Annotated in this window: 15 protein-coding genes; 5 read left to right on the forward strand and 10 right to left on the reverse strand. The window is 62.0% G+C overall.

Features of this window, described 5'->3' with window-relative positions:
• Nucleotides 1-3: 3 nt before the first annotated feature.
• The 3 genes from AMK02_RS28980 to AMK02_RS28990 all read right to left on the reverse strand — a co-directional run bounded on the left by AMK02_RS28980 (nucleotide 4) and on the right by AMK02_RS28990 (nucleotide 3467).
• Nucleotides 4-1539 (reverse strand): sugar ABC transporter ATP-binding protein, encoded by a 1536-nt coding sequence (locus tag AMK02_RS28980; RefSeq protein ID WP_064808506.1) that lies wholly within the window; start codon nucleotides 1537-1539, stop codon nucleotides 4-6.
• A gap of 72 nt (nucleotides 1540-1611) precedes the next feature.
• Nucleotides 1612-2607, reverse strand: coding sequence for a rhamnose ABC transporter substrate-binding protein (gene rhaS, locus AMK02_RS28985; RefSeq protein ID WP_064808509.1), 996 nt, complete (start codon nucleotides 2605-2607; stop codon nucleotides 1612-1614).
• 47 nt (nucleotides 2608-2654) lie between these two features.
• Complete coding sequence (locus AMK02_RS28990) at nucleotides 2655-3467, reverse strand: DeoR/GlpR family DNA-binding transcription regulator (protein ID WP_064808510.1); 813 nt, start codon at nucleotides 3465-3467, stop codon at nucleotides 2655-2657.
• A gap of 198 nt (nucleotides 3468-3665) precedes the next feature.
• On the opposite strand from AMK02_RS28990, the gene AMK02_RS28995 reads away from it, so the two are divergent.
• Nucleotides 3666-5762 carry a bifunctional rhamnulose-1-phosphate aldolase/short-chain dehydrogenase gene (locus tag AMK02_RS28995; RefSeq protein WP_064808512.1) on the forward strand — a complete coding sequence of 699 codons (2097 nt, stop codon included), beginning with the start codon at nucleotides 3666-3668 and terminating at the stop codon, nucleotides 5760-5762.
• A gap of 171 nt (nucleotides 5763-5933) precedes the next feature.
• Nucleotides 5934-7226: an L-rhamnose catabolism isomerase gene (rhaI, locus tag AMK02_RS29000; RefSeq protein WP_064808514.1), complete on the forward strand. Its 1293-nt coding sequence runs from the start codon at nucleotides 5934-5936 to the stop codon at nucleotides 7224-7226.
• Nucleotides 7227-7293: 67 nt separating this feature from the next.
• On the opposite strand, the gene AMK02_RS29005 is transcribed toward rhaI, so the two are convergent.
• The gene (locus AMK02_RS29005) at nucleotides 7294-7752 is read right to left on the reverse strand and encodes a carboxymuconolactone decarboxylase family protein (protein WP_064808516.1); all 459 of its coding nucleotides are present in this window, start codon (nucleotides 7750-7752) and stop codon (nucleotides 7294-7296) included.
• A 108-nt stretch (nucleotides 7753-7860) separates the two neighbouring features.
• Between AMK02_RS29005 and AMK02_RS29010 the strand changes: the two genes are divergently transcribed.
• Complete coding sequence (locus AMK02_RS29010) at nucleotides 7861-8730, forward strand: sigma-70 family RNA polymerase sigma factor (RefSeq protein ID WP_064808518.1); 870 nt, start codon at nucleotides 7861-7863, stop codon at nucleotides 8728-8730.
• A gap of 170 nt (nucleotides 8731-8900) precedes the next feature.
• Nucleotides 8901-10109 carry an amidohydrolase/deacetylase family metallohydrolase gene (locus AMK02_RS29015; protein ID WP_064808853.1) on the forward strand — a complete coding sequence of 403 codons (1209 nt, stop codon included), beginning with the start codon at nucleotides 8901-8903 and terminating at the stop codon, nucleotides 10107-10109.
• Between the two features lie 22 nt (nucleotides 10110-10131).
• Here AMK02_RS29015 and AMK02_RS29020 read toward each other — a convergent pair whose 3' ends face one another.
• The 5 genes from AMK02_RS29020 to AMK02_RS29040 form a co-directional block, all read right to left on the reverse strand.
• Complete coding sequence (locus AMK02_RS29020) at nucleotides 10132-10578, reverse strand: type II toxin-antitoxin system VapC family toxin (RefSeq protein WP_064808526.1); 447 nt, start codon at nucleotides 10576-10578, stop codon at nucleotides 10132-10134.
• Nucleotides 10575-10829, reverse strand: coding sequence for a FitA-like ribbon-helix-helix domain-containing protein (locus AMK02_RS29025; RefSeq protein ID WP_064808528.1), 255 nt, complete (start codon nucleotides 10827-10829; stop codon nucleotides 10575-10577). Before AMK02_RS29025 ends, AMK02_RS29020 begins: the two co-directional genes overlap by 4 nt.
• Before the next feature lie 87 nt (nucleotides 10830-10916).
• Entirely contained in the window at nucleotides 10917-11756 is an 840-nt protein-coding gene (locus AMK02_RS29030; protein WP_064808530.1) for an IclR family transcriptional regulator, read from the reverse strand.
• Nucleotides 11757-11909: 153 nt separating this feature from the next.
• Nucleotides 11910-12332: a type II toxin-antitoxin system VapC family toxin gene (locus tag AMK02_RS29035; protein WP_064808532.1), complete on the reverse strand. Its 423-nt coding sequence runs from the start codon at nucleotides 12330-12332 to the stop codon at nucleotides 11910-11912.
• Entirely contained in the window at nucleotides 12332-12580 is a 249-nt protein-coding gene (locus AMK02_RS29040) for a type II toxin-antitoxin system Phd/YefM family antitoxin (RefSeq protein WP_064808552.1), read from the reverse strand. The genes AMK02_RS29035 and AMK02_RS29040 overlap by 1 nt, the downstream gene beginning before the upstream one ends.
• A 114-nt stretch (nucleotides 12581-12694) precedes the next feature.
• Here AMK02_RS29040 and AMK02_RS29045 point away from each other — a divergent pair, with 114 nt between their 5' ends.
• On the forward strand, nucleotides 12695-13552 hold the full coding sequence (locus AMK02_RS29045; RefSeq protein WP_064808855.1) for an SDR family oxidoreductase: 858 nt from the start codon (nucleotides 12695-12697) through the stop codon (nucleotides 13550-13552).
• Nucleotides 13553-13648: 96 nt separating this feature from the next.
• Here the strand turns inward: AMK02_RS29045 and AMK02_RS29050 are convergent, their stop codons facing one another.
• Nucleotides 13649-17257, reverse strand: a complete 3609-nt coding sequence (locus AMK02_RS29050) for a hydantoinase B/oxoprolinase family protein (protein ID WP_064808554.1) — start codon at nucleotides 17255-17257, stop codon at nucleotides 13649-13651.
• Between the last annotated feature and the right edge of the window lie 2 nt (nucleotides 17258-17259).

Here is a 17259-nt window from a genome sequence, read left to right on the forward strand (position 1 = left end):
ACCTCATGCATTTCCGGTTGCCGCGCGCACCAGCGCTTCCGGCGAAAGCTGATCGCGCTCGAAGAACCCGGCCGACAGACCTTCCTTCATGACCAGCACACGGTCCGACATGCCGATGATCTCGGGCAGTTCGGAAGAGATCATGATGATGGAAAGGCCTTCAGCGGCAAGCTCGCTGATGAAGCCGTGGACGGCAGCCTTCGAACCGATGTCAATGCCCTTGGTCGGCTCATCGAGGATGATGACCTTGGGCATGGTGGCGAGCCACTTGCCGATGACGACCTTCTGCTGGTTGCCGCCCGACAGGGTGCCGACCGGCACGGAGAGGGCGGCAGCGCGCAGATCCAGCCGCTCGGCATATTTGCGGGCGAGCGCGAATTCCTCCGCCGCCTGCAGGAAACCCTTGCGCGAGGTCCGCGTCAGCGACGGCAGCGTCATGTTCTGGTAGATCGGCATCGGCAGCGCCAGGCCGTGGCGGCCGCGCTCTTCCGGCACATAGACGATGCCGGCCTTGATGGCATCATGCGGCGAGTTGATCGAAATTTCCCGGCCTTCCAGCGTCAGCCGGCCGGAGAGCGGCCGGGTGATGCCGAAGAGCGACTGTGCGAGTTCCGACCGCCCGGCGCCGATCAGGCCGTAAATGCCGAGAATCTCACCCTTGCGCAGGGTCAGCGAAATATCGCGGAATTCGGTGCGGTGGCTGTATTTTTCCACCTCGAGCACCGGAGCGCCGATCGCCACGTCGATCTTCGGAAAGACGTTTTCGACGTCGCGGCCGACCATCATGCGGACGATCTCGTCCTGCGGCGTTTCCTTGAGCCGGCCCCCGCCGACGGCGCGGCCGTCGCGGAAGACGACGAAGTCGTCGGCGATCTCGTAAAGCTCGTCGAACTTGTGGCTGATGAACAGGATCGCCTTGCCCTGTTCCTTCAGGCCCTTGATGATGCGGAAGAGATCGTCGATCTCCTTGCGGGAGAGGGCGGCCGTCGGCTCGTCCATGATGACGATGCGGGCTTCGATCGACAAAGCGCGGGCGATCGCCACCAAGTGGCGCTGCGCAATCGAGAGGTCCTTCAGCCGGATCGTCGGATCGATATTGCTTTCGAGCGCCGTCAGCAGCGTCTTCGAGCGGCTGTTCATCACCTGCCAGTCGATGGTGCGGAAGCGCGTGCGCGGCGCATGGCCGAGGAAGATGTTTTCGGCAACCGTCAGCTCGTCGAACAGCACGGTTTCCTGGTGGATAGCGGTGACGCCGGCATCGATCGCGGCCTGGGCGCTGGCGAAGGTCACTGTCCGGCCGTCGACCAGGATCTCGCCTTCGTTCGGCCTGTAGATGCCGGTCAGGATCTTGACGAGCGTCGACTTGCCGGCGCCGTTTTCGCCGATCAACGCGGTGACCGTACCGGGATGGAGCGCGATGCTGACATTGTCGAGCGCTTTCACGCCCGGAAAGATCTGGGAGATGCCGCGCATTTCCAGAATGGCGGGCGCATCGCCGGTTTTGCTGTCCGTGACGGGTTGTTGAAAGGCGGCGTTCATCAGATTTCTACCAGTGTCGAATGGGAAATCCCGGCGGCCATCGGCCGCCGGGCTCTTAAACGTCGCTCCGGATCAGAAGACCTTGGAGAACTGGTCGATGTTCGAAGCATTGTAGACGAAGGGATCGGCCATGGCGGCTTCGCCGTTGTCGCCGACCTTGATCTTGCCCATGCGGCCGGCGTTAATTTCGCTGCCCGGCTTGCCGTCGGTCTCGCCCTTGACGAGGCGATAGGCGATCTGGGTGGCGGAGTAGCCGAGGTCGATCGGATTCCAGATGGCGAATTCCTTCGTGGCGCCCGACTTGATCGCGCCGGCCATTTCGGACGGAAGGCCGAGACCGGTGACGTAGACCTTGCCGACGAGGCCCTTGTCTTCGACGACCTTGGAAGCGGCGAGAACGCCGACCGTCGTCGGAGCGACGATGACCTTGACGTTCGGGTTCGACTTCAAGAGGCCTTCGGCTTCACGATAGGACTTGTCCGAGAGGTCGTCGCCATAGACCGTGGTGACGAGGTTGAGGCCCGGGAAATCCTTGAGCTGCTTCTTCATCTGGTCGATCCAGATGTTCTGGTTGGTCGAGGTGGTTGTTGCCGACAGGATGGCGAAGTCACCCTTGCCGCCTTCCAGATGATCCTTGGCGAGCGTCAGGCACATCTTGCCGATCAGTTCGTTGGAGGACGGGTTGAGCTGCAGGATGCGGCCTTCGGGTGCAACACCGGAATCCCAGGAGATCACCTTGATGCCGCGCTGGGTTGCCTTCTTCAGCGCCGGAACGAGCGCGTCGGGATCGTTGGCCGAAACGGCGATGGCATCGACGCCTTGAGCGATCAGCGAGTTGATCACTTCGATCTGGCCTTCGGCCGTCGTCGACGTCGGACCGGTGTAGATCACTTCCACGCCGCCGAGTTCCTTGGCGGCTTCCTGGGCGCCCTTGTTGGCGGCGTCGAAGAAACCATTGCCGAGCGACTTCACCACGAGGCCGATCTTGATGTCCTTGGCGCTGGCAGTGCCGGCCATCATGGCGATGGCGAGCGCTGCGCCGAGCGCCAGTGTCTTTGCGAATTTCATGTCACTTTCCTCCCATTAAGATTAGACTTCCACACCTCGGCGGCGCCTCACGCGACCGACGAGGAATCCTCCTTCGTAAGCTGCGCCACCGGGCTGGCGACGACGAGCCGGATGCCGGCATTCTCGACCATGCGAGCTGCCTCTTCCGAAATCCCGTCATCGGTGATGATCGCAGAAACACGGTCGAGCGCGCAAAGAATGAGGCTCGACCGGCGATTGAACTTGCTTGAATCGACCATGACGACGAGTTCGTCGGCCTGGTGCATCAGCTTCTGCTCGCTCTGGATGATGAGGGCGTCCGCCTCCATGATGCCGAGCGGGCCGACGCCCTGCGCACCGATGAACATGCGCCGCGCATAAAAATTGCGGATCGCATCATTGTCGAAAGGCGACAGGATGAGGCTCTGTTCGCGATAGATCGCGCCGCCCGGCACCGTCACCGTGTTCTTGGAATGCTTCACCAGATGTTCGGCGATGGCAAAAGAATTGGTCATCACCTGCATGCGGTGGCCAGCCATGTAATGCACCATCTGGAACGTCGTCGTGCCGCCATTGATGATGATGGCGTCGCCGGCCTCGCAGAGATCGACGGCTGCGCGCGCAATTGCGCGCTTTTTATCGATGTTGACTGATTCTGAAACCCGGAAGGGCCGGCCGGCGAGATTGCCGAGCTGCGGCGGATGCACTGCTTCGGCGCCGCCGCGGACACGGCGGATCTTGCCCTGCACATGAAGGGCCGCAATATCGCGCCGGATCGTCGCTTCAGAAGCTTCCGTCAACTCGGAAATGTCCTGGATCGTCACGACGGACTTTTCCTGAACGGCGCTTAAGATGATGCGATGGCGTTCGCGTTCGTGCATTGGGCTCCTCCTCTTGTCATATTTATTTCGTATCCGTTAAAGGCTGTCAATCACAAACGATCATAAATTTTCATATTGCGCTGCACAATAATCGAATTTGATCGTTTTCGATTGACAAGCGTACTTTTGATGCGCGATACCGTGAGCGAAAGGGCGCTGGGATTGCGGCGCCTTGCAAGCCTATTATGGGAGGATGACATGGCGGCGAACGTCCGGCTTCTGGAAAACCGGTGGGATGATGGTTACGCGGCAGGCCTCGACGAACCCGGCAAGCTGCTCTATCGCTCCAATCTGCTCGGCGCCGACAAGCGCATCACCAATTACGGCGGCGGCAACACCTCGGCGAAGGTGATGGAAACCGATCCGCTTGATGGCGGCAAGGTCAAGGTGCTCTGGGTCAAGGGCTCGGGCGGCGATGTCGGCACCATCAAGCTCGACGGCTTCGCGACGCTCTACCAGGACAAGCTGGAATCGCTGAAGGGCATCTATAGGGGTGTCGAGGACGAAGACCGCATGGTCGGTTTCTTGCCGCACTGCACCTTCAACCTGAACGGTCGCGCTGCTTCGATCGACACGCCGCTACACGGCTTCGTGCCGTTCACCCATGTCGACCACATGCATCCCGACGCGATCATCGCCATTGCCGCCTCGAAGAACTCCAGAGAATTGACCAAGCAGATCTTCGGTGACGAGATCGGCTGGCTGCCCTGGCGCCGTCCGGGCTTCCAGCTCGGCCTCGATCTCGAAGCCTTCGTCAAGGCGAACCCGAACGCCAAGGGCGTCGTGCTCGAAAGCCATGGTCTCTTCACTTGGGCAAACGATGCCAAGGCCTGCTATGAACTGACGCTCGACATCATCAACAAGGCGATCGTCTGGTTTGCCGAAAAGACCGAAGGCAAGACGATTTTCGGCGGTGCGCTGACGCAGAGCCTGCCCGTCACCGAGCGCCGCGCAATCGCCGCCCGCCTGATGCCCGAAATTCGCGGCCGCATCGGCAAGCAGGAGCGCAAGCTCGGCCATTTCGACGATCAGGACGCGGTTCTGGAATTCGTCAACTCGAAGAACCTGCGCCCGCTCGGCGCGCTCGGCACCAGCTGCCCGGACCACTTCCTGCGCACCAAGATCCGGCCGCTGATTGTCGATTTCGACCCCGCCAAGCCCGATGTCGATGCGATCGTCGCCGGTCTCGACAAGGCGCTGGAAGATTACCGCGCCGATTACGCCCGCTATTATAACGACTGCAAGCATGACAATTCGCCCGCCATGCGCGATTCCAATCCTGTCATCTTCCTCGTTCCCGGCGTCGGCATGTTGTCCTTTGCCCGCGACAAGGCGACGGCCCGCATCGCCAGCGAATTCTACGTCAACGCCATCAACGTCATGCGCGGGGCCTCGACGGTTTCGGAATATCAGGGCCTGCCTGAGCAGGAAGCCTTCGATATCGAATACTGGCTGCTCGAAGAGGCCAAGCTGCAACGCATGCCGAAGCCGAAGAGCCTTGCCGGCAAGGTCGCCTTCGTCACCGGCGGCGCCGGCGGCATCGGCCGGGCGACGGCCGCGCGCCTCGTCGGCGAGGGCGCCTGTGTGGTGCTTGCCGATATCGATCAGGCAGCACTCGAAAGCACAGAGGTCGATTTCGTCAAGAAATACGGCGCTGACGCTGTGCGCAGCGTTCGGCTCGACGTCACCAAGGAAGATGCGGTGATCGCCTCCTTCGCCGAAGCTTCGGTCGAATTCGGCGGCGTCGATATCCTCGTCTCGAATGCCGGCATTGCCTCCTCCGCGCCGATTGAAGCCACCGAGCTTTCAACCTGGAACCGCAATATCGATATCCTCGCGACCGGCTATTTCCTCGTCTCGCGGGAGGCCTTCCGCCTGTTCCGCCGCCAGGCGCTCGGCGGCAACATCGTCTTCGTCGCCTCGAAGAACGGTCTTGCCGCTTCGCCGAACGCGTCTGCCTATTGCACGGCGAAGGCCGCCGAAATTCATCTTGCCCGCTGCCTGGCGCTGGAAGGCGCCGATGCCGGCATCCGCGTCAACACGGTCAACCCGGATGCGGTGCTGCGCGGTTCGAAGATCTGGAGCGGCGAATGGCGCGAGCAGCGCGCCGCGTCCTCGAAGATCGAGGTCGATGATCTCGAGGAACATTACCGCAAGCGCTCGATGCTGAAACTCAACGTGTTTCCGGAGGATATCGCCGAGGCGATCTATTTCCTGGCATCTGACCTTTCGGCAAAATCGACCGGCAACATCATCAACGTCGATGCCGGCAACGTGCAGAGCTTTACGCGGTGATTTTGACGAGTGGATGCGTCTGCCCCTCACCCTAACCCTCTCCCCGTCATGACGGGGAGAGGGGACTTGCCCAGCGAAAAGTTGGAGTGGGACGGAGAAGGTGCCGGCAGGCGGATGAGGGGCGGCTCCACGGCGGTCCCAATGTAGAAATTGCATCAGTGGGAGGAATAAATGGCCGAGTTCAGAATCGCGCAGGATCTTATCGCGACAGAAAACGACAAGCGGGCTGCGGCCTTGAAAGCCGATTACGAGGCGCTGGGTGCGCACCTTGACCGCCGCGGCGTCGATATCGAAGCAATCACCCGTAAGGTCTCCGAATTTTTCGTCGCCGTTCCCTCCTGGGGTGTCGGCACCGGCGGCACGCGCTTTGCCCGTTTTCCGGGCGCCGGTGAGCCGCGCGGCATCTTCGACAAGCTCGACGATTGCGCCGTCATCAATCAGCTGACGCAGGCGACGCCGAACGTCTCGCTGCATATTCCCTGGGACAAGGCGGATGCGAAGGAATTGAAGGCCAAGGGCGATGCGCTCGGCCTCGGTTTCGACGCGATGAATTCGAACACCTTTTCCGATGCGCCCGGCCAGGCTCATTCCTACAAATACGGCTCGCTCAGCCACACCGACGCGGCAACACGCGCCCAGGCGGTCGAGCACAATCTCGAATGTATCGAGATCGGCAAGGCGATCGGCTCCAAGGCGCTGACAGTTTGGATCGGCGACGGTTCGAACTTCCCCGGCCAGAGCAATTTCACCAAGGCCTTCGAGCGTTACCTCGCCTCGATGGCTGACATTTACAAAGCGTTGCCCGACGACTGGAAGCTGTTCTCCGAGCACAAGATGTACGAGCCGGCCTTCTATTCGACGATCGTGCAGGATTGGGGCACCAATTATCTGATCGCCCAGACGCTCGGGCCCAAGGCCCATTGCCTCGTCGATCTCGGTCACCATGCGCCGAACACCAATATCGAGATGATCGTCGCCCGCCTGATCCAGTTCGGCAAGCTCGGCGGATTCCACTTCAACGATTCGAAATATGGTGACGACGATCTCGATGCCGGCGTCATCGATCCCTACCGGCTGTTCCTGGTTTTCAACGAGCTGGTCGATGCCGAGCAGCGCGGCGTCAACGACTTCAATCCGGCCCATATGATCGACCAGTCGCACAATGTCACCGATCCGATCGAAAGCCTGATCAACAGCGCCAACGAAATCCGCCGCGCCTATGCGCAGGCGCTCATCGTCGACCGCAAGGCGCTCGACGGCTATCAGCAGGATAATGATGCGCTGATGGCGTCGGAAACGCTGAAGCGCGCCTATCGCGCCGATGTCGAGCCGATCCTTGCCGAGGCTCGCCGCCGGGCCGGCGGCGCGATCGACCCGATTGCCGCCTACCGCGCCAGCGGCTACCGCAAAAAGGTGGCGGCCGAGCGTCCGGCTTCCGTTGCCGGCGGCGGCGGCATCATCTGAGCTGCCGGGCTGAATAGAAGTGTGGATCGCCGGCAGCGCGGGGTGAAACGCTGCCGGCAATCGACGCTCAGGGTTTCCAGGCGCCGGCGATCTGACGGGTGGCGATGTTCAGCCGGTTCCAGACATTGATATTGGCGATGGCGATGACAAGCGCGGCAAGGCTCCGGCCGTCATAATGCCGGGTTGCCTCGTCCCAGATATCGTCGGGCACTGGGTCGGCGCGGTCGCTGGTGCGGGTCACGGCCTCGGTCAAGGCGAGGGCGGCGCGTTCAGCCTCGCTGTAATACGGGGCGTCGCGCCAGCCGGCGACGGCAAAGAGCCGCTCGTCCGTTTCGCCGTGCTTGCGGGCAATGCGCCAATGACCATCGATGCAGACGCTGCAGCCGTTGATCTGGCTGGCGCGCAGATTGACGAGTTCAAGTAGCTTCGGCGAAAGGCCTGTTTCGGTCGGCACCTTGCTGAGTGCATTGAGCGCCTGCATGGCTTCTGGAAGCACGAGGGCGGGATTTCCCATTCTCTCCTGCATGATATGTCTCCTTGATGCGTTTAGGGTGCGACGATCCGCCGGCGCTGTCACACCGGCCCGGTTTCATTCGTCATCGATGTGACGGAACGCAGCGAAGGAATGTGACGGATGAACGAGAATAATTGGCTGGCCGATCAATTCGAGGCGAACCGGGCGCATCTGAAGGCCGCGGCCTATCGCATGCTCGGCTCGCGCAGCGAGGCCGAAGACGCCGTTCAAGAGGCCTGGCTGCGGCTCACCCGCGCGGATAGGACTGACGTCGGCAATCTCGGCGGCTGGCTGACGACGGTGGTGGCGCGCATCTGCCTCGATATGCTGCGTGCCCGCAAGACCCGGCGCGAGGAGCCGCTGGAGACATCGGTCCATGCAGCGATCGCCGATCCGGCCAAGGATCCGGAACGCGACGCCGCCTTCGCCGATTCGGTGGGCGTGGCGCTGCTCGTCGTGTTGCAGACGCTGGCGCCTGCCGAACGGGTTGCCTTCGTACTGCACGACATGTTCGATCTTCCGTTCGATGAAATTGCGCCGATTATCGGCCGGTCATCCGCCGCCGCCCGTCAGCTCGCGAGCCGTGCCCGCCGCCGGGTGCAGGGCGTGGACGAGACGCCGGATGTCGATCTCAACCGCAAGCGAACGATTGCGGAAGCCTTTCTGACGGCGTCGCGCAACGGCGATCTGCAGGCGCTGATTGCCGTGCTCGCCCCCGATGTCGTGTTTCGGCTGGATGCGACGGCGGCGCGTTTCGGCGCCTTCGGCGAAAGGCGCGGCGCATCGGAAGTGGCAGAATTGTTCAAGGGCCGGGCGCAGGCGGCAGAAATCGCCATCGTCGACGGCGAGCTTGGCTTCGTCGTGCGTATCGCGGATCGGATCCGCGTCGTGGTGGCGTTTACTATCGCCGGCGACAGGATTGCGGCAATCGACGCCATCGCCGATCCAGACCACCTCGAACGGCTTGACTACTCAATCCTGCGGGATTGAAATCGCTGAGAAAATTTGCCGCTTCTTGACGGCGAGCGCGGTTTACAGCCAGCGCGCGGCCGCCGTTGTCGTGCGGCCGGCTGCGCTTCATTTCCCTTGACAGCAGTCTCTTCAGCTTTATTCTATTATAAGGATTTACATAACATAACTATGGAATTTGAAATATGATCATGTCGGGCGACCAGGCGAAGAAGCCGCTTCTCCTCACCAATGTCAGGCCGATGGCCTTCGGTGCGGGCGCATCCGAGGGGGTGATCGATATTCTCGTCAATGCCGAGGGCCGTATCGCCGGGATCGGTCCGTCGCTTCCGGCCTCTGAAGATGTGAGACACATCGACGCCAAGGGTGCCTTCATTTCGCCGGGCTGGATCGATCTGCACGTGCACATCTGGCATGGCGGCACCGATATCTCCATCCGCCCCTCCGAATGCGGTCTCGAGCGCGGCGTCACCACCCTGGTCGACGCCGGTTCGGCCGGCGAGGCGAATTTCCATGGCTTCCGCGAGTATATCATCGAGCCCTCACGTGAGCGCATCAAGGCCTTCCTGAACCTCGGCTCGATCGGCCTCGTCGCCTGCAACCGTGTCGCCGAACTCAGGGATATCAGGGATATCGATCTCGACCGCATTCTCGAAGTCTACGCCGCAAACAGCGAGCACATCGTCGGCATCAAGGTGCGCGCGAGCCATGTCATCACCGGCTCCTGGGGCGTCACTCCCGTCAAGCTCGGCAAGAAGATCGCCAAGATCCTGAAAGTGCCGATGATGGTCCATGTCGGCGAACCGCCGGCGCTTTACGACGAAGTGCTCGAAATCCTCGGCCCCGGCGACGTCGTCACCCATTGCTTCAACGGCAAGGCCGGTTCGAGCATCATGGAGGACGAGGATCTCTTCAATCTCGCCCAGCGCTGCGCCTCCGAAGGCATCCGCCTCGACATCGGCCATGGCGGCGCCTCCTTCTCCTTCAAGGTTGCCGAAGCGGCGATCGCGCGCGGGCTTCTGCCGTTCTCGATCTCGACCGACCTGCACGGCCATTCGATGAACTTTCCGGTCTGGGACCTGGCGACGACGATGTCGAAACTGCTGAGCGTCGGCATGCCCCTCGACAAAGTCGTGGAAGCCGTCACCCATGCGCCGGCCTCGGTCATCAAACTGCCGATGGAAGACCGGCTTTCCGTTGGCGCGCCAGCCGAATTCACCATTTTCGACCTCGTCGACTCCGAGCTCGAAACGACGGATTCCAATGGCGATGTCTCGGTCCTGAACAGACTGTTCGAGCCGCGCTACGCGGTGATGGGCGCCGAGGCCGTCACCGCCAGCCGGTACGTGCCGCGGGCGCGCAGGCTCGTGCGTCACAGCCACGGTTATTCCTACAGGTAGATCGCTGCGAGGCGGGATTCGATCATGAATCCTCCTGAGAGGCCTCAGATGATCGATGGTTCCAGGGATTTATGACAATCAGTCCTGCCGCCTCAAACGGGCTCACGTCGCGCGTTGCGATCATAAAGCCCTTCGAAGCGGCAATGGCGGCGATATATCCATTGGGCGTTGGGAAGCCTTTGCCGTCCGCTCGCGCTCTGACGGCAAGGTCGGCATAATGCCGGGCCGCTCCGACGTCGAACGGCAATATCCGATCGCCAAACAGGTCGAGCACGCCGCCGAGCGTTTCGCTCAGAGCCGCTTTGCGCCGACCGTCCGGCAACGTACCGATGCCAAACAGCAGTTCGGCCAAGGTCACACTCGATAGATACAAGGTTTCAGCGACCTGCTCGTTCAGCCACGAACGCACTGCCGGATTAGGAGCCGGTTTCATCGCCTCGCAAAGGACGTTCGTATCCAGGACGATCATTCAAACTTCAACGGCTCCGCCGGCGCGCTGTCGCGTACCTGATCGAACACTGCGAAATCATCATCGGTCAGCCCCTGCTGCCGACTGAGCGCCGCCAAGGCATCCCCCATACGAATGCGTTGCTCCGGCTTCACCGCACTTTCCAGGATTTCACGAACTTCCGCCTCGGTGCTGCGGCCGTGCATGGCCGCCCGCACGCGCAATGCCCGATGCACTTCATCGGGCACATTTCGAACTGTCAGAACGGCCATATTCAAACCCTCGCAGTTGCTGTCAATGACAGCAATATAGCCATCATGCAGTCATGCCGCAAGCTGCTCGGATGGTTGAGAAGCGCTTCAGCGGTTGCGCCAACCCATCAGTTTTTCGATCCGCTCCGCCGAATTGCGCACATGCGCCGTATAATGGTTCTCATCGGAAAAGGCCTTCTGCTCCGGCAGCACGATCGAAATGGTGGCGACGCACTGGCCATCGCGATCGCAGATCGGCGAGGCGATGCAGGCGACCGCATAATCGGATTCACCGGCCTGGATCGACAGGCGCGACTCGAAGGCTTTGCCGGCCGCTTCCGATAGCGTGCGCGGATCGATCTCGGCGCGGCCGGTCGGTGACGAGCGGGCGCAACGCTTGAAAAGCTCGATGCGTTCCTCTTCGGGCAGATGGCCGACGAGCAGGCGGCCCGATGCCGTCCAGTTGAGAGGCACCCGGGTGCCGACGCGAGACGCCACCTGGAAGTGGCTCGGGCCGTCGGCCATGGCAAGCACCAGCATGTAATCGCCGTCACGGCCGCAGACCTGCACGGTTTCGCCGGCCTGGCGACAGAGATCGTGCATTTCGTGGGTGGCGATGCTCATGAAATCCAGTGATCGCGCGTAGGCGAGACCATAATGATAAAGCCGCGCACCGAGCCAGATCGAGCCGTCCGCCTGGCGCGTCAGCATGTTCTTCTCGACGAGGTCGTCGACGATGACGTAGACGGTCGATAGCGGCGCCTTCACCGCCTTGGCGATGGCATAGACGCCGGCCGGCGATCCTGTCTCATAGAGATGATCAATCACCTGAAGAGCGCGGTCGATGCCACTGACGCGGGCACGACGCGCGCCCTTGCCGCCGGCTTCGCCGGCAAGGCTCTCATCTTCGGAGTAAACTGCGGGCGATGTCTTTCCGTCCAATTCCATGCACCTCATGAACACTGCAACCATATTACATTACTATGGCACAGCGGTCGCTGTGGCAAATCGCAACATTTTGTAGGTTGATCGTCGGTGCGAATGTGGCGGCGGTGGAACCAGGAGACTGCGTGATTTCCGCATCCGCCGATACCGCCGACCTCATAACAAGCGGTGACGCGCTCCGATGAGGCTGCAGGCTTTTGCCAGCCCTTTGTCCAGCGTGACGAGCGTGGCGTCGCTATCGATTGCGATGGCGAGATGCAGTGCATCACCGGCACGAAGACCGATATTGAACTGTTCGATCATTCGCGCCGCTTCGATGAAGTGCGTCCGTGATATCGGCAGGCACTCGAAGGTTGTCGAACATAGTTCCTTGAACAGGGCCAAAGCTTTGCTGCGATCGGCCGGATCGATCTGTCCGTTTCGCGCCTTGAGCGCGATGGCGCTTGAAAATTCGGTTATCGTCCAGCTGCTGACGGCGATCTCCTCGGATCGACGCTCCGCCAGCCATTGCTGCACGTCGTCCGTGCGGGTTTCGACCGTCCAGGCGGCGACGAGGGCTGATGTGTCGATATAAAGCATCAATAACGATCGGTATCGCGCAGATCGCGAATGAAGGTCGCGGAATCGACCGGCTCGGCCGGGGGCTTCATCGAGGCCGTCAGTGCTTTCAGCCGTTCGACATCGATCGGTTGTTTCGGCATCTTCACCGGCACGAGCCGCGCCACCGGCTTGCCGTGCCGCAATATCTCGACGGTTTCGCCGGCCTCCACCCTATTGAGCAACTCGCTCAGGTGGGCTTTCGCTTCCGCCAGGTTGACACGTGCCATCGCATTGTCCTCGTGACCAATTTTCTAGTCATTTTATTCGGAAAGCGATCTGGCCGCAACGCCGTTGGAACAACCGGCCGCAGCCTGAGTTTTCCCTCAACTCAGGAGGCTATGATGACGCATTATCCAACACCCCCTTTCCCATCCCAGAAACAGCCGATGCCGGGTTTCACGGCCCAGATGGATCCGGTTCCCGATCATGGGGAAAAAACCTACCGCGGATCCGAACGGCTCAAGGGCAAGCGGGCAATCATAACCGGCGGCGATAGCGGCATCGGCCGGGCGGTGGCCATCGCTTATGCCCGGGAAGGCGCCGATCTGTTGATCTCCTACCTCGACGAGGACGAGGATGCCGACGAGACGAAGCGGCTCGTCGAACAGGCCGGGCGCAAGGCCGTGCTCGTCAGCGGCGATATTCAGGACCCGGCCCATTGCCGGCAGATCGTCGAGACGGCGGTTAAGGAGCTTGGCGGTATCGACATTCTCGTCAACAATGCCGCGCACCAGGCAAGCTTCAAGAGCATTGACGAGATCAGCGACGAGGAGTGGGAGCTGACCTTCAAGGTCAACATCCACGCGATGTTCTACCTGACCAAGGCGGCAGTCGCCCATATGAAGCCCGGCAGCGCCATCATCAATACGGCTTCGATCAATTCGGACAATCCGAACCCGACGCTGCTGGCCTATGCCACGACCAAGGGCGCAATCCAGAATTTTACCGCCGGCTTGGCCCAGCTTCTGGCCGAGAAGGGCATTCGCGCCAATGCCGTGGCCCCGGGGCCGATCTGGACGCCGCTCATTCCATCGACGCTTCCGGAAGACAGCGTCAGCAATTTCGGCAAGCAGGTGCCGATGAAACGGCCAGGCCAGCCCGCCGAACTGGCCACCGCCTATGTCATGCTGGCCGATCCCTTGTCGAGCTATGTCTCCGGCACGACAATCGCGGTTACAGGCGGCAAACCGATCCTTTGATGCATGTTGCCCGGAATTGGCGGTTCCGGATCAAGGCATGCATGAAAACAAGGAGCTGAAGCGCCTAATCACGATCTGGTTGGATGCGCGCTTCAGTCACGGCTTGCCGTAGCCGCCGCCGGTCGGCGTCGTGACGATCACGGCGTCGCCGGCGGTGAGCATTGCCTGGTCGCAGCCTTCCAGCCTTTCGACCCTGCCGTTTGAGCGACGGATCTCGGTTTTACCCAATTGCCCGTCCTCCCCGCCGAACAGGCCGAAAGGCCGGATCGTTCGGTGCGAGGAGAGAATGCTGCAATCCATCGTTTCGAGAAAGCGGATGGTGCGCTCGGTGCCGCCGCCGGAACTGTATTGTCCCTTGCCGCCGGTACCGCGGCGGATGTGGAAATCCTCCAGCACGACGGGAAAGCGGAATTCCAGCACCTCGGGATCGGTCAGCCGTGAATTGGTCATATGGGTGTGCACGCCGTCGGCGCCGCTGAAGCCGGTGCCGTCGTTGAGCAGGCCGGCGGGGCCGCCGGAGCAGATCGTCTCGTAATATTGGTAGGTGGCGTTGCCGAAGGTCAGGTTGTTCATCGAGCCCTGGGCGGCCGCGAGCGTCCCGAGCGCCCCGAACAGCGCATTCGTCACATGCTGGCTGGTCTCGACATTGCCGGCGACGACGGCGGCCGGATAGGCCGGGCGCAGCATCGAACCGTCCGGCACGATGATCCGGATCGGCCGCAGACAGCCGGCATTCATCGGAATCGGCTGCTCGACCATGACGCGGAAGACATAGAGCACGGCGGCGCGCGTCACCGGTTCCGGCGCATTGAAATTGGTCGGTTGCTGCGCACTCGTGCCGGTGAAATCGACCGTCGCCTCGCGCGCCTTCCTGTCGACGGTGATCTTCACCTTGATAACGGCGCCTTGATCGGTGGGGTAGGTGAATTCGCTGTCGCTGAGGCGGGCGATCACGCGGCGAACGCTCTCCTCAGCATTGTCCTGGACGTGGCCCATATAGGCTTCGACGACGTCGAGCCCGAAATGAGCGACCATCTTGCGCAACTCCTGCACGCCCTTTTCGTTGGCGGCGATCTGCGCCTTCACGTCGGCGAGATTCTGCGCCGGGTTGCGGGCGGGATAGGGATGGTCCCGCAGCATTGCGGCAAATTCGGCTTCCCGGAAACGGCCTTTGTCGACCAGCAGGAAATTGTCGATCAGCACGCCTTCTTCATCGACCTTGGTCGCCCGCGGCGTCATCGAACCCGGGGCCTTGCCACCGATATCGGCATGATGGCCGCGTGAGGCGACGTAAAACAGGATGGTCTCGCCGGCGTCGTCGAACACCGGCGTGACGACGGTGATGTCGGGCAGATGCGTGCCGCCGTTGTAGGGCGCATTGAGCGCGAAGACATCGCCCGGGCGAATGCAGCCTTCGTTGAGGCGGATGATCGTTTCGACGGAGCGGTCCATCGATCCCAGATGCACCGGCATGTGCGGCGCATTGGCGACGAGTGCGCCGGTGCGGTCGAAGACGGCGCAGGAGAAATCGAGCCGCTCCTTGATATTGACCGAGTGAGCAGTGTTCTGCAGCGTCACGCCCATCTGCTCGGCGATCGCCATGAACAGATTGTTGAAGACTTCGAGCATGACGGGATCGGCGCTGGTGCCGATCGCGGCATTGCGGGAAAGTGCGATCTCGCGGGTGAGAACGATATGGTCGTGGCCGGTCAGGCGCGCCTGCCAGCCGGCCTCGACGACGATCGTCTGATGCGCTTCGATGATGAGGGCCGGTCCCTTGACGGCCGCGCCTGGCTTCAGCACATCACGCCTGAAAATACCGGCCTCGTGCCAGGTTCCGCCGGAATAGAAGCGGGTCGTGCGCAGCGCTTGCGGTGCGAAGCTCCCCGCCTGCACGTCGATCTCCTCGACATCGGCGCCGCCGCCGATGCCTTCGACTTCGATGGAGTCGACGACGACAGGCCGGTCTTCGAAGATGAAACCGAACTGCTTCTTGTGGGCGGCGGCAAAGGCTTGCGTCATCTCCTCCTGCGGCCCGAAGGCGACCGGCAGGGCGGTATCGGTGCCCTTATATTGCAGGTGCAGCCGGGTGATGACGTCCATGTCGCCGGCTTCGACGCCCTGCAGCATCAGTTCTCTGCGCACCTCTTTCTCCAGTTCGCCCCGGAGACCGCCGATCGTCGGCAGGGCGGCTCCGAGTTCGGTCAGCACCGCGCGCTGGCGTGTGGCGCGGATATCGGCGAGCCCCATGCCATAGGCCGAAAGAATGCCGGAGAAGGGATGGATCAGCACCGTCTTCATGCCGAGGCTGTCGGCGACCAGGCAGGCATGCTGGCCGCCGGCGCCGCCGAAGCAGGTTAGCGCGTAATTCGAAACGTCATAACCGCGCTGGACAGAGATCTTCTTGATGGCATTGGCCATATTCTCGACAGCGATGGCGAGGAAGCCGTCGGCGACCTCTTCCGCCGTCCGGCCGCCGCCGATATCCTGCGCCATTTCGGCAAAGGCGGCGCGTACCGCCTCGGCATCGAGCGGCTGGTCCTGCTCCGGCCCGAAGATTGTGGGGAAGAATTCCGGCAGCAGTTTGCCGGTCATGACGTTGGCGTCGGTGACCGCCAACGGCCCGCCGCGGCGATAGGATTTCGGGCCGGGCGTGGCACCTGCCGATTCCGGGCCGACGCGGAAGCGTGAACCGTCATAGCTCAGGATCGAGCCGCCGCCGGCTGCGACGGTGTGGATCTTCATCATCGGCGCGCGCATGCGCACACCGGCGACCTCGGTCTCGAAAGCGCGTTCCAGTTCTCCGTCATAATGCGAAACGTCCGTCGAGGTGCCGCCCATGTCGAAGCCGATCATCATGTCGAAACCGGCGATGCGCGAGACCTCGACCGCGCCGACCACCCCGCCCGCGGGGCCGGAGAGGATCGCATCCTTTCCCTGGAAGAGATGCGCGTCGGTCAGTCCGCCCGAGGACTGCATGAACATCAGCTTCGGGCCCTTTCCTTCGACGGCGCCGAGCTCGACGGCGACCTGATCGACATAGCGCCGGAGAACCGGAGACAGATAGGCGTCGACGACAGCGGTGTCGCCGCGGCCGACGAGCTTGATCAGCGGTGAGACGACGTGCGAGGGCGAGATCTGCGTGAAGCCGATGGCGCGCGCGATGGCGGCGGCCTGCTGTTCGTGCTGGGGATAGCGGTAGGCATGCATGAAAACGATGGCGACGGCGCGCAGTCCCTGCGCATAGGCGGCTTGCAGCGCATGCCGCAGATCATTTTCGCCGAGGGGGCGTTCCACCGTGCCGTCCGCCAGTACGCGCTCGTCGGCTTCGATCACATCGGCGTAAAGCAGTTCCGGTTTGATAATTTTCTTGGCGAAGATATCGGCGCGCGCCTGGTAGCCGATCTCCAGTGCATCGCAGAAGCCTTTTGTCGTCACCAGCAGGGTCGGGTCGCCTTTGCGTTCCAGAAGCGCGTTGGTGGCGACCGTCGTTCCCATCTTTACGGCGCCGATGAGCTCGGAAGGGATGGGCTGGCCGGGCTTGAGGCCGAGCAATTCGCGGATGCCATGCACCGCCGGGTCACGATAGGCTTCCGGATTTTCCGAAAGCAGCTTGTGGGCGACGAGCGAACCGTCGGGACGGCGGGCGACGATATCGGTGAAAGTGCCGCCGCGATCGATCCAGAAATCCCACTGCCCGCTCATCG

It is taken from the genome of Rhizobium sp. N731, from assembly GCF_001664145.1.
In the GTDB taxonomy this organism is placed as follows: Bacteria; Pseudomonadota; Alphaproteobacteria; order Rhizobiales; family Rhizobiaceae; genus Rhizobium; species Rhizobium esperanzae.

Bases quoted from the DNA above. Each gene is read 5' to 3' on its own strand.
- AMK02_RS28980 (WP_064808506.1), bottom strand. From the start codon at position 1,539: ATGAACGCCGCCTTTCAACAACCCGTCACGGACAGCAAAACCGGCGAT.
- rhaS (WP_064808509.1), bottom strand. From the start codon at position 2,607: ATGAAATTCGCAAAGACACTGGCGCTCGGCGCAGCGCTCGCCATCGCC.
- AMK02_RS28990 (WP_064808510.1), bottom strand. From the start codon at position 3,467: ATGCACGAACGCGAACGCCATCGCATCATCTTAAGCGCCGTTCAGGAA.
- AMK02_RS28995 (WP_064808512.1), top strand. From the start codon at position 3,666: ATGGCGGCGAACGTCCGGCTTCTGGAAAACCGGTGGGATGATGGTTAC.
- rhaI (WP_064808514.1), top strand. From the start codon at position 5,934: ATGGCCGAGTTCAGAATCGCGCAGGATCTTATCGCGACAGAAAACGAC.
- AMK02_RS29005 (WP_064808516.1), bottom strand. From the start codon at position 7,752: ATGCAGGAGAGAATGGGAAATCCCGCCCTCGTGCTTCCAGAAGCCATG.
- AMK02_RS29010 (WP_064808518.1), top strand. From the start codon at position 7,861: ATGAACGAGAATAATTGGCTGGCCGATCAATTCGAGGCGAACCGGGCG.
- AMK02_RS29015 (WP_064808853.1), top strand. From the start codon at position 8,901: ATGTCGGGCGACCAGGCGAAGAAGCCGCTTCTCCTCACCAATGTCAGG.
- AMK02_RS29020 (WP_064808526.1), bottom strand. From the start codon at position 10,578: ATGATCGTCCTGGATACGAACGTCCTTTGCGAGGCGATGAAACCGGCT.
- AMK02_RS29025 (WP_064808528.1), bottom strand. From the start codon at position 10,829: ATGGCCGTTCTGACAGTTCGAAATGTGCCCGATGAAGTGCATCGGGCA.
- AMK02_RS29030 (WP_064808530.1), bottom strand. From the start codon at position 11,756: ATGGAATTGGACGGAAAGACATCGCCCGCAGTTTACTCCGAAGATGAG.
- AMK02_RS29035 (WP_064808532.1), bottom strand. From the start codon at position 12,332: ATGCTTTATATCGACACATCAGCCCTCGTCGCCGCCTGGACGGTCGAA.
- AMK02_RS29040 (WP_064808552.1), bottom strand. From the start codon at position 12,580: ATGGCACGTGTCAACCTGGCGGAAGCGAAAGCCCACCTGAGCGAGTTG.
- AMK02_RS29045 (WP_064808855.1), top strand. From the start codon at position 12,695: ATGACGCATTATCCAACACCCCCTTTCCCATCCCAGAAACAGCCGATG.
- AMK02_RS29050 (WP_064808554.1), bottom strand. From the start codon at position 17,257: ATGAGCGGGCAGTGGGATTTCTGGATCGATCGCGGCGGCACTTTCACC.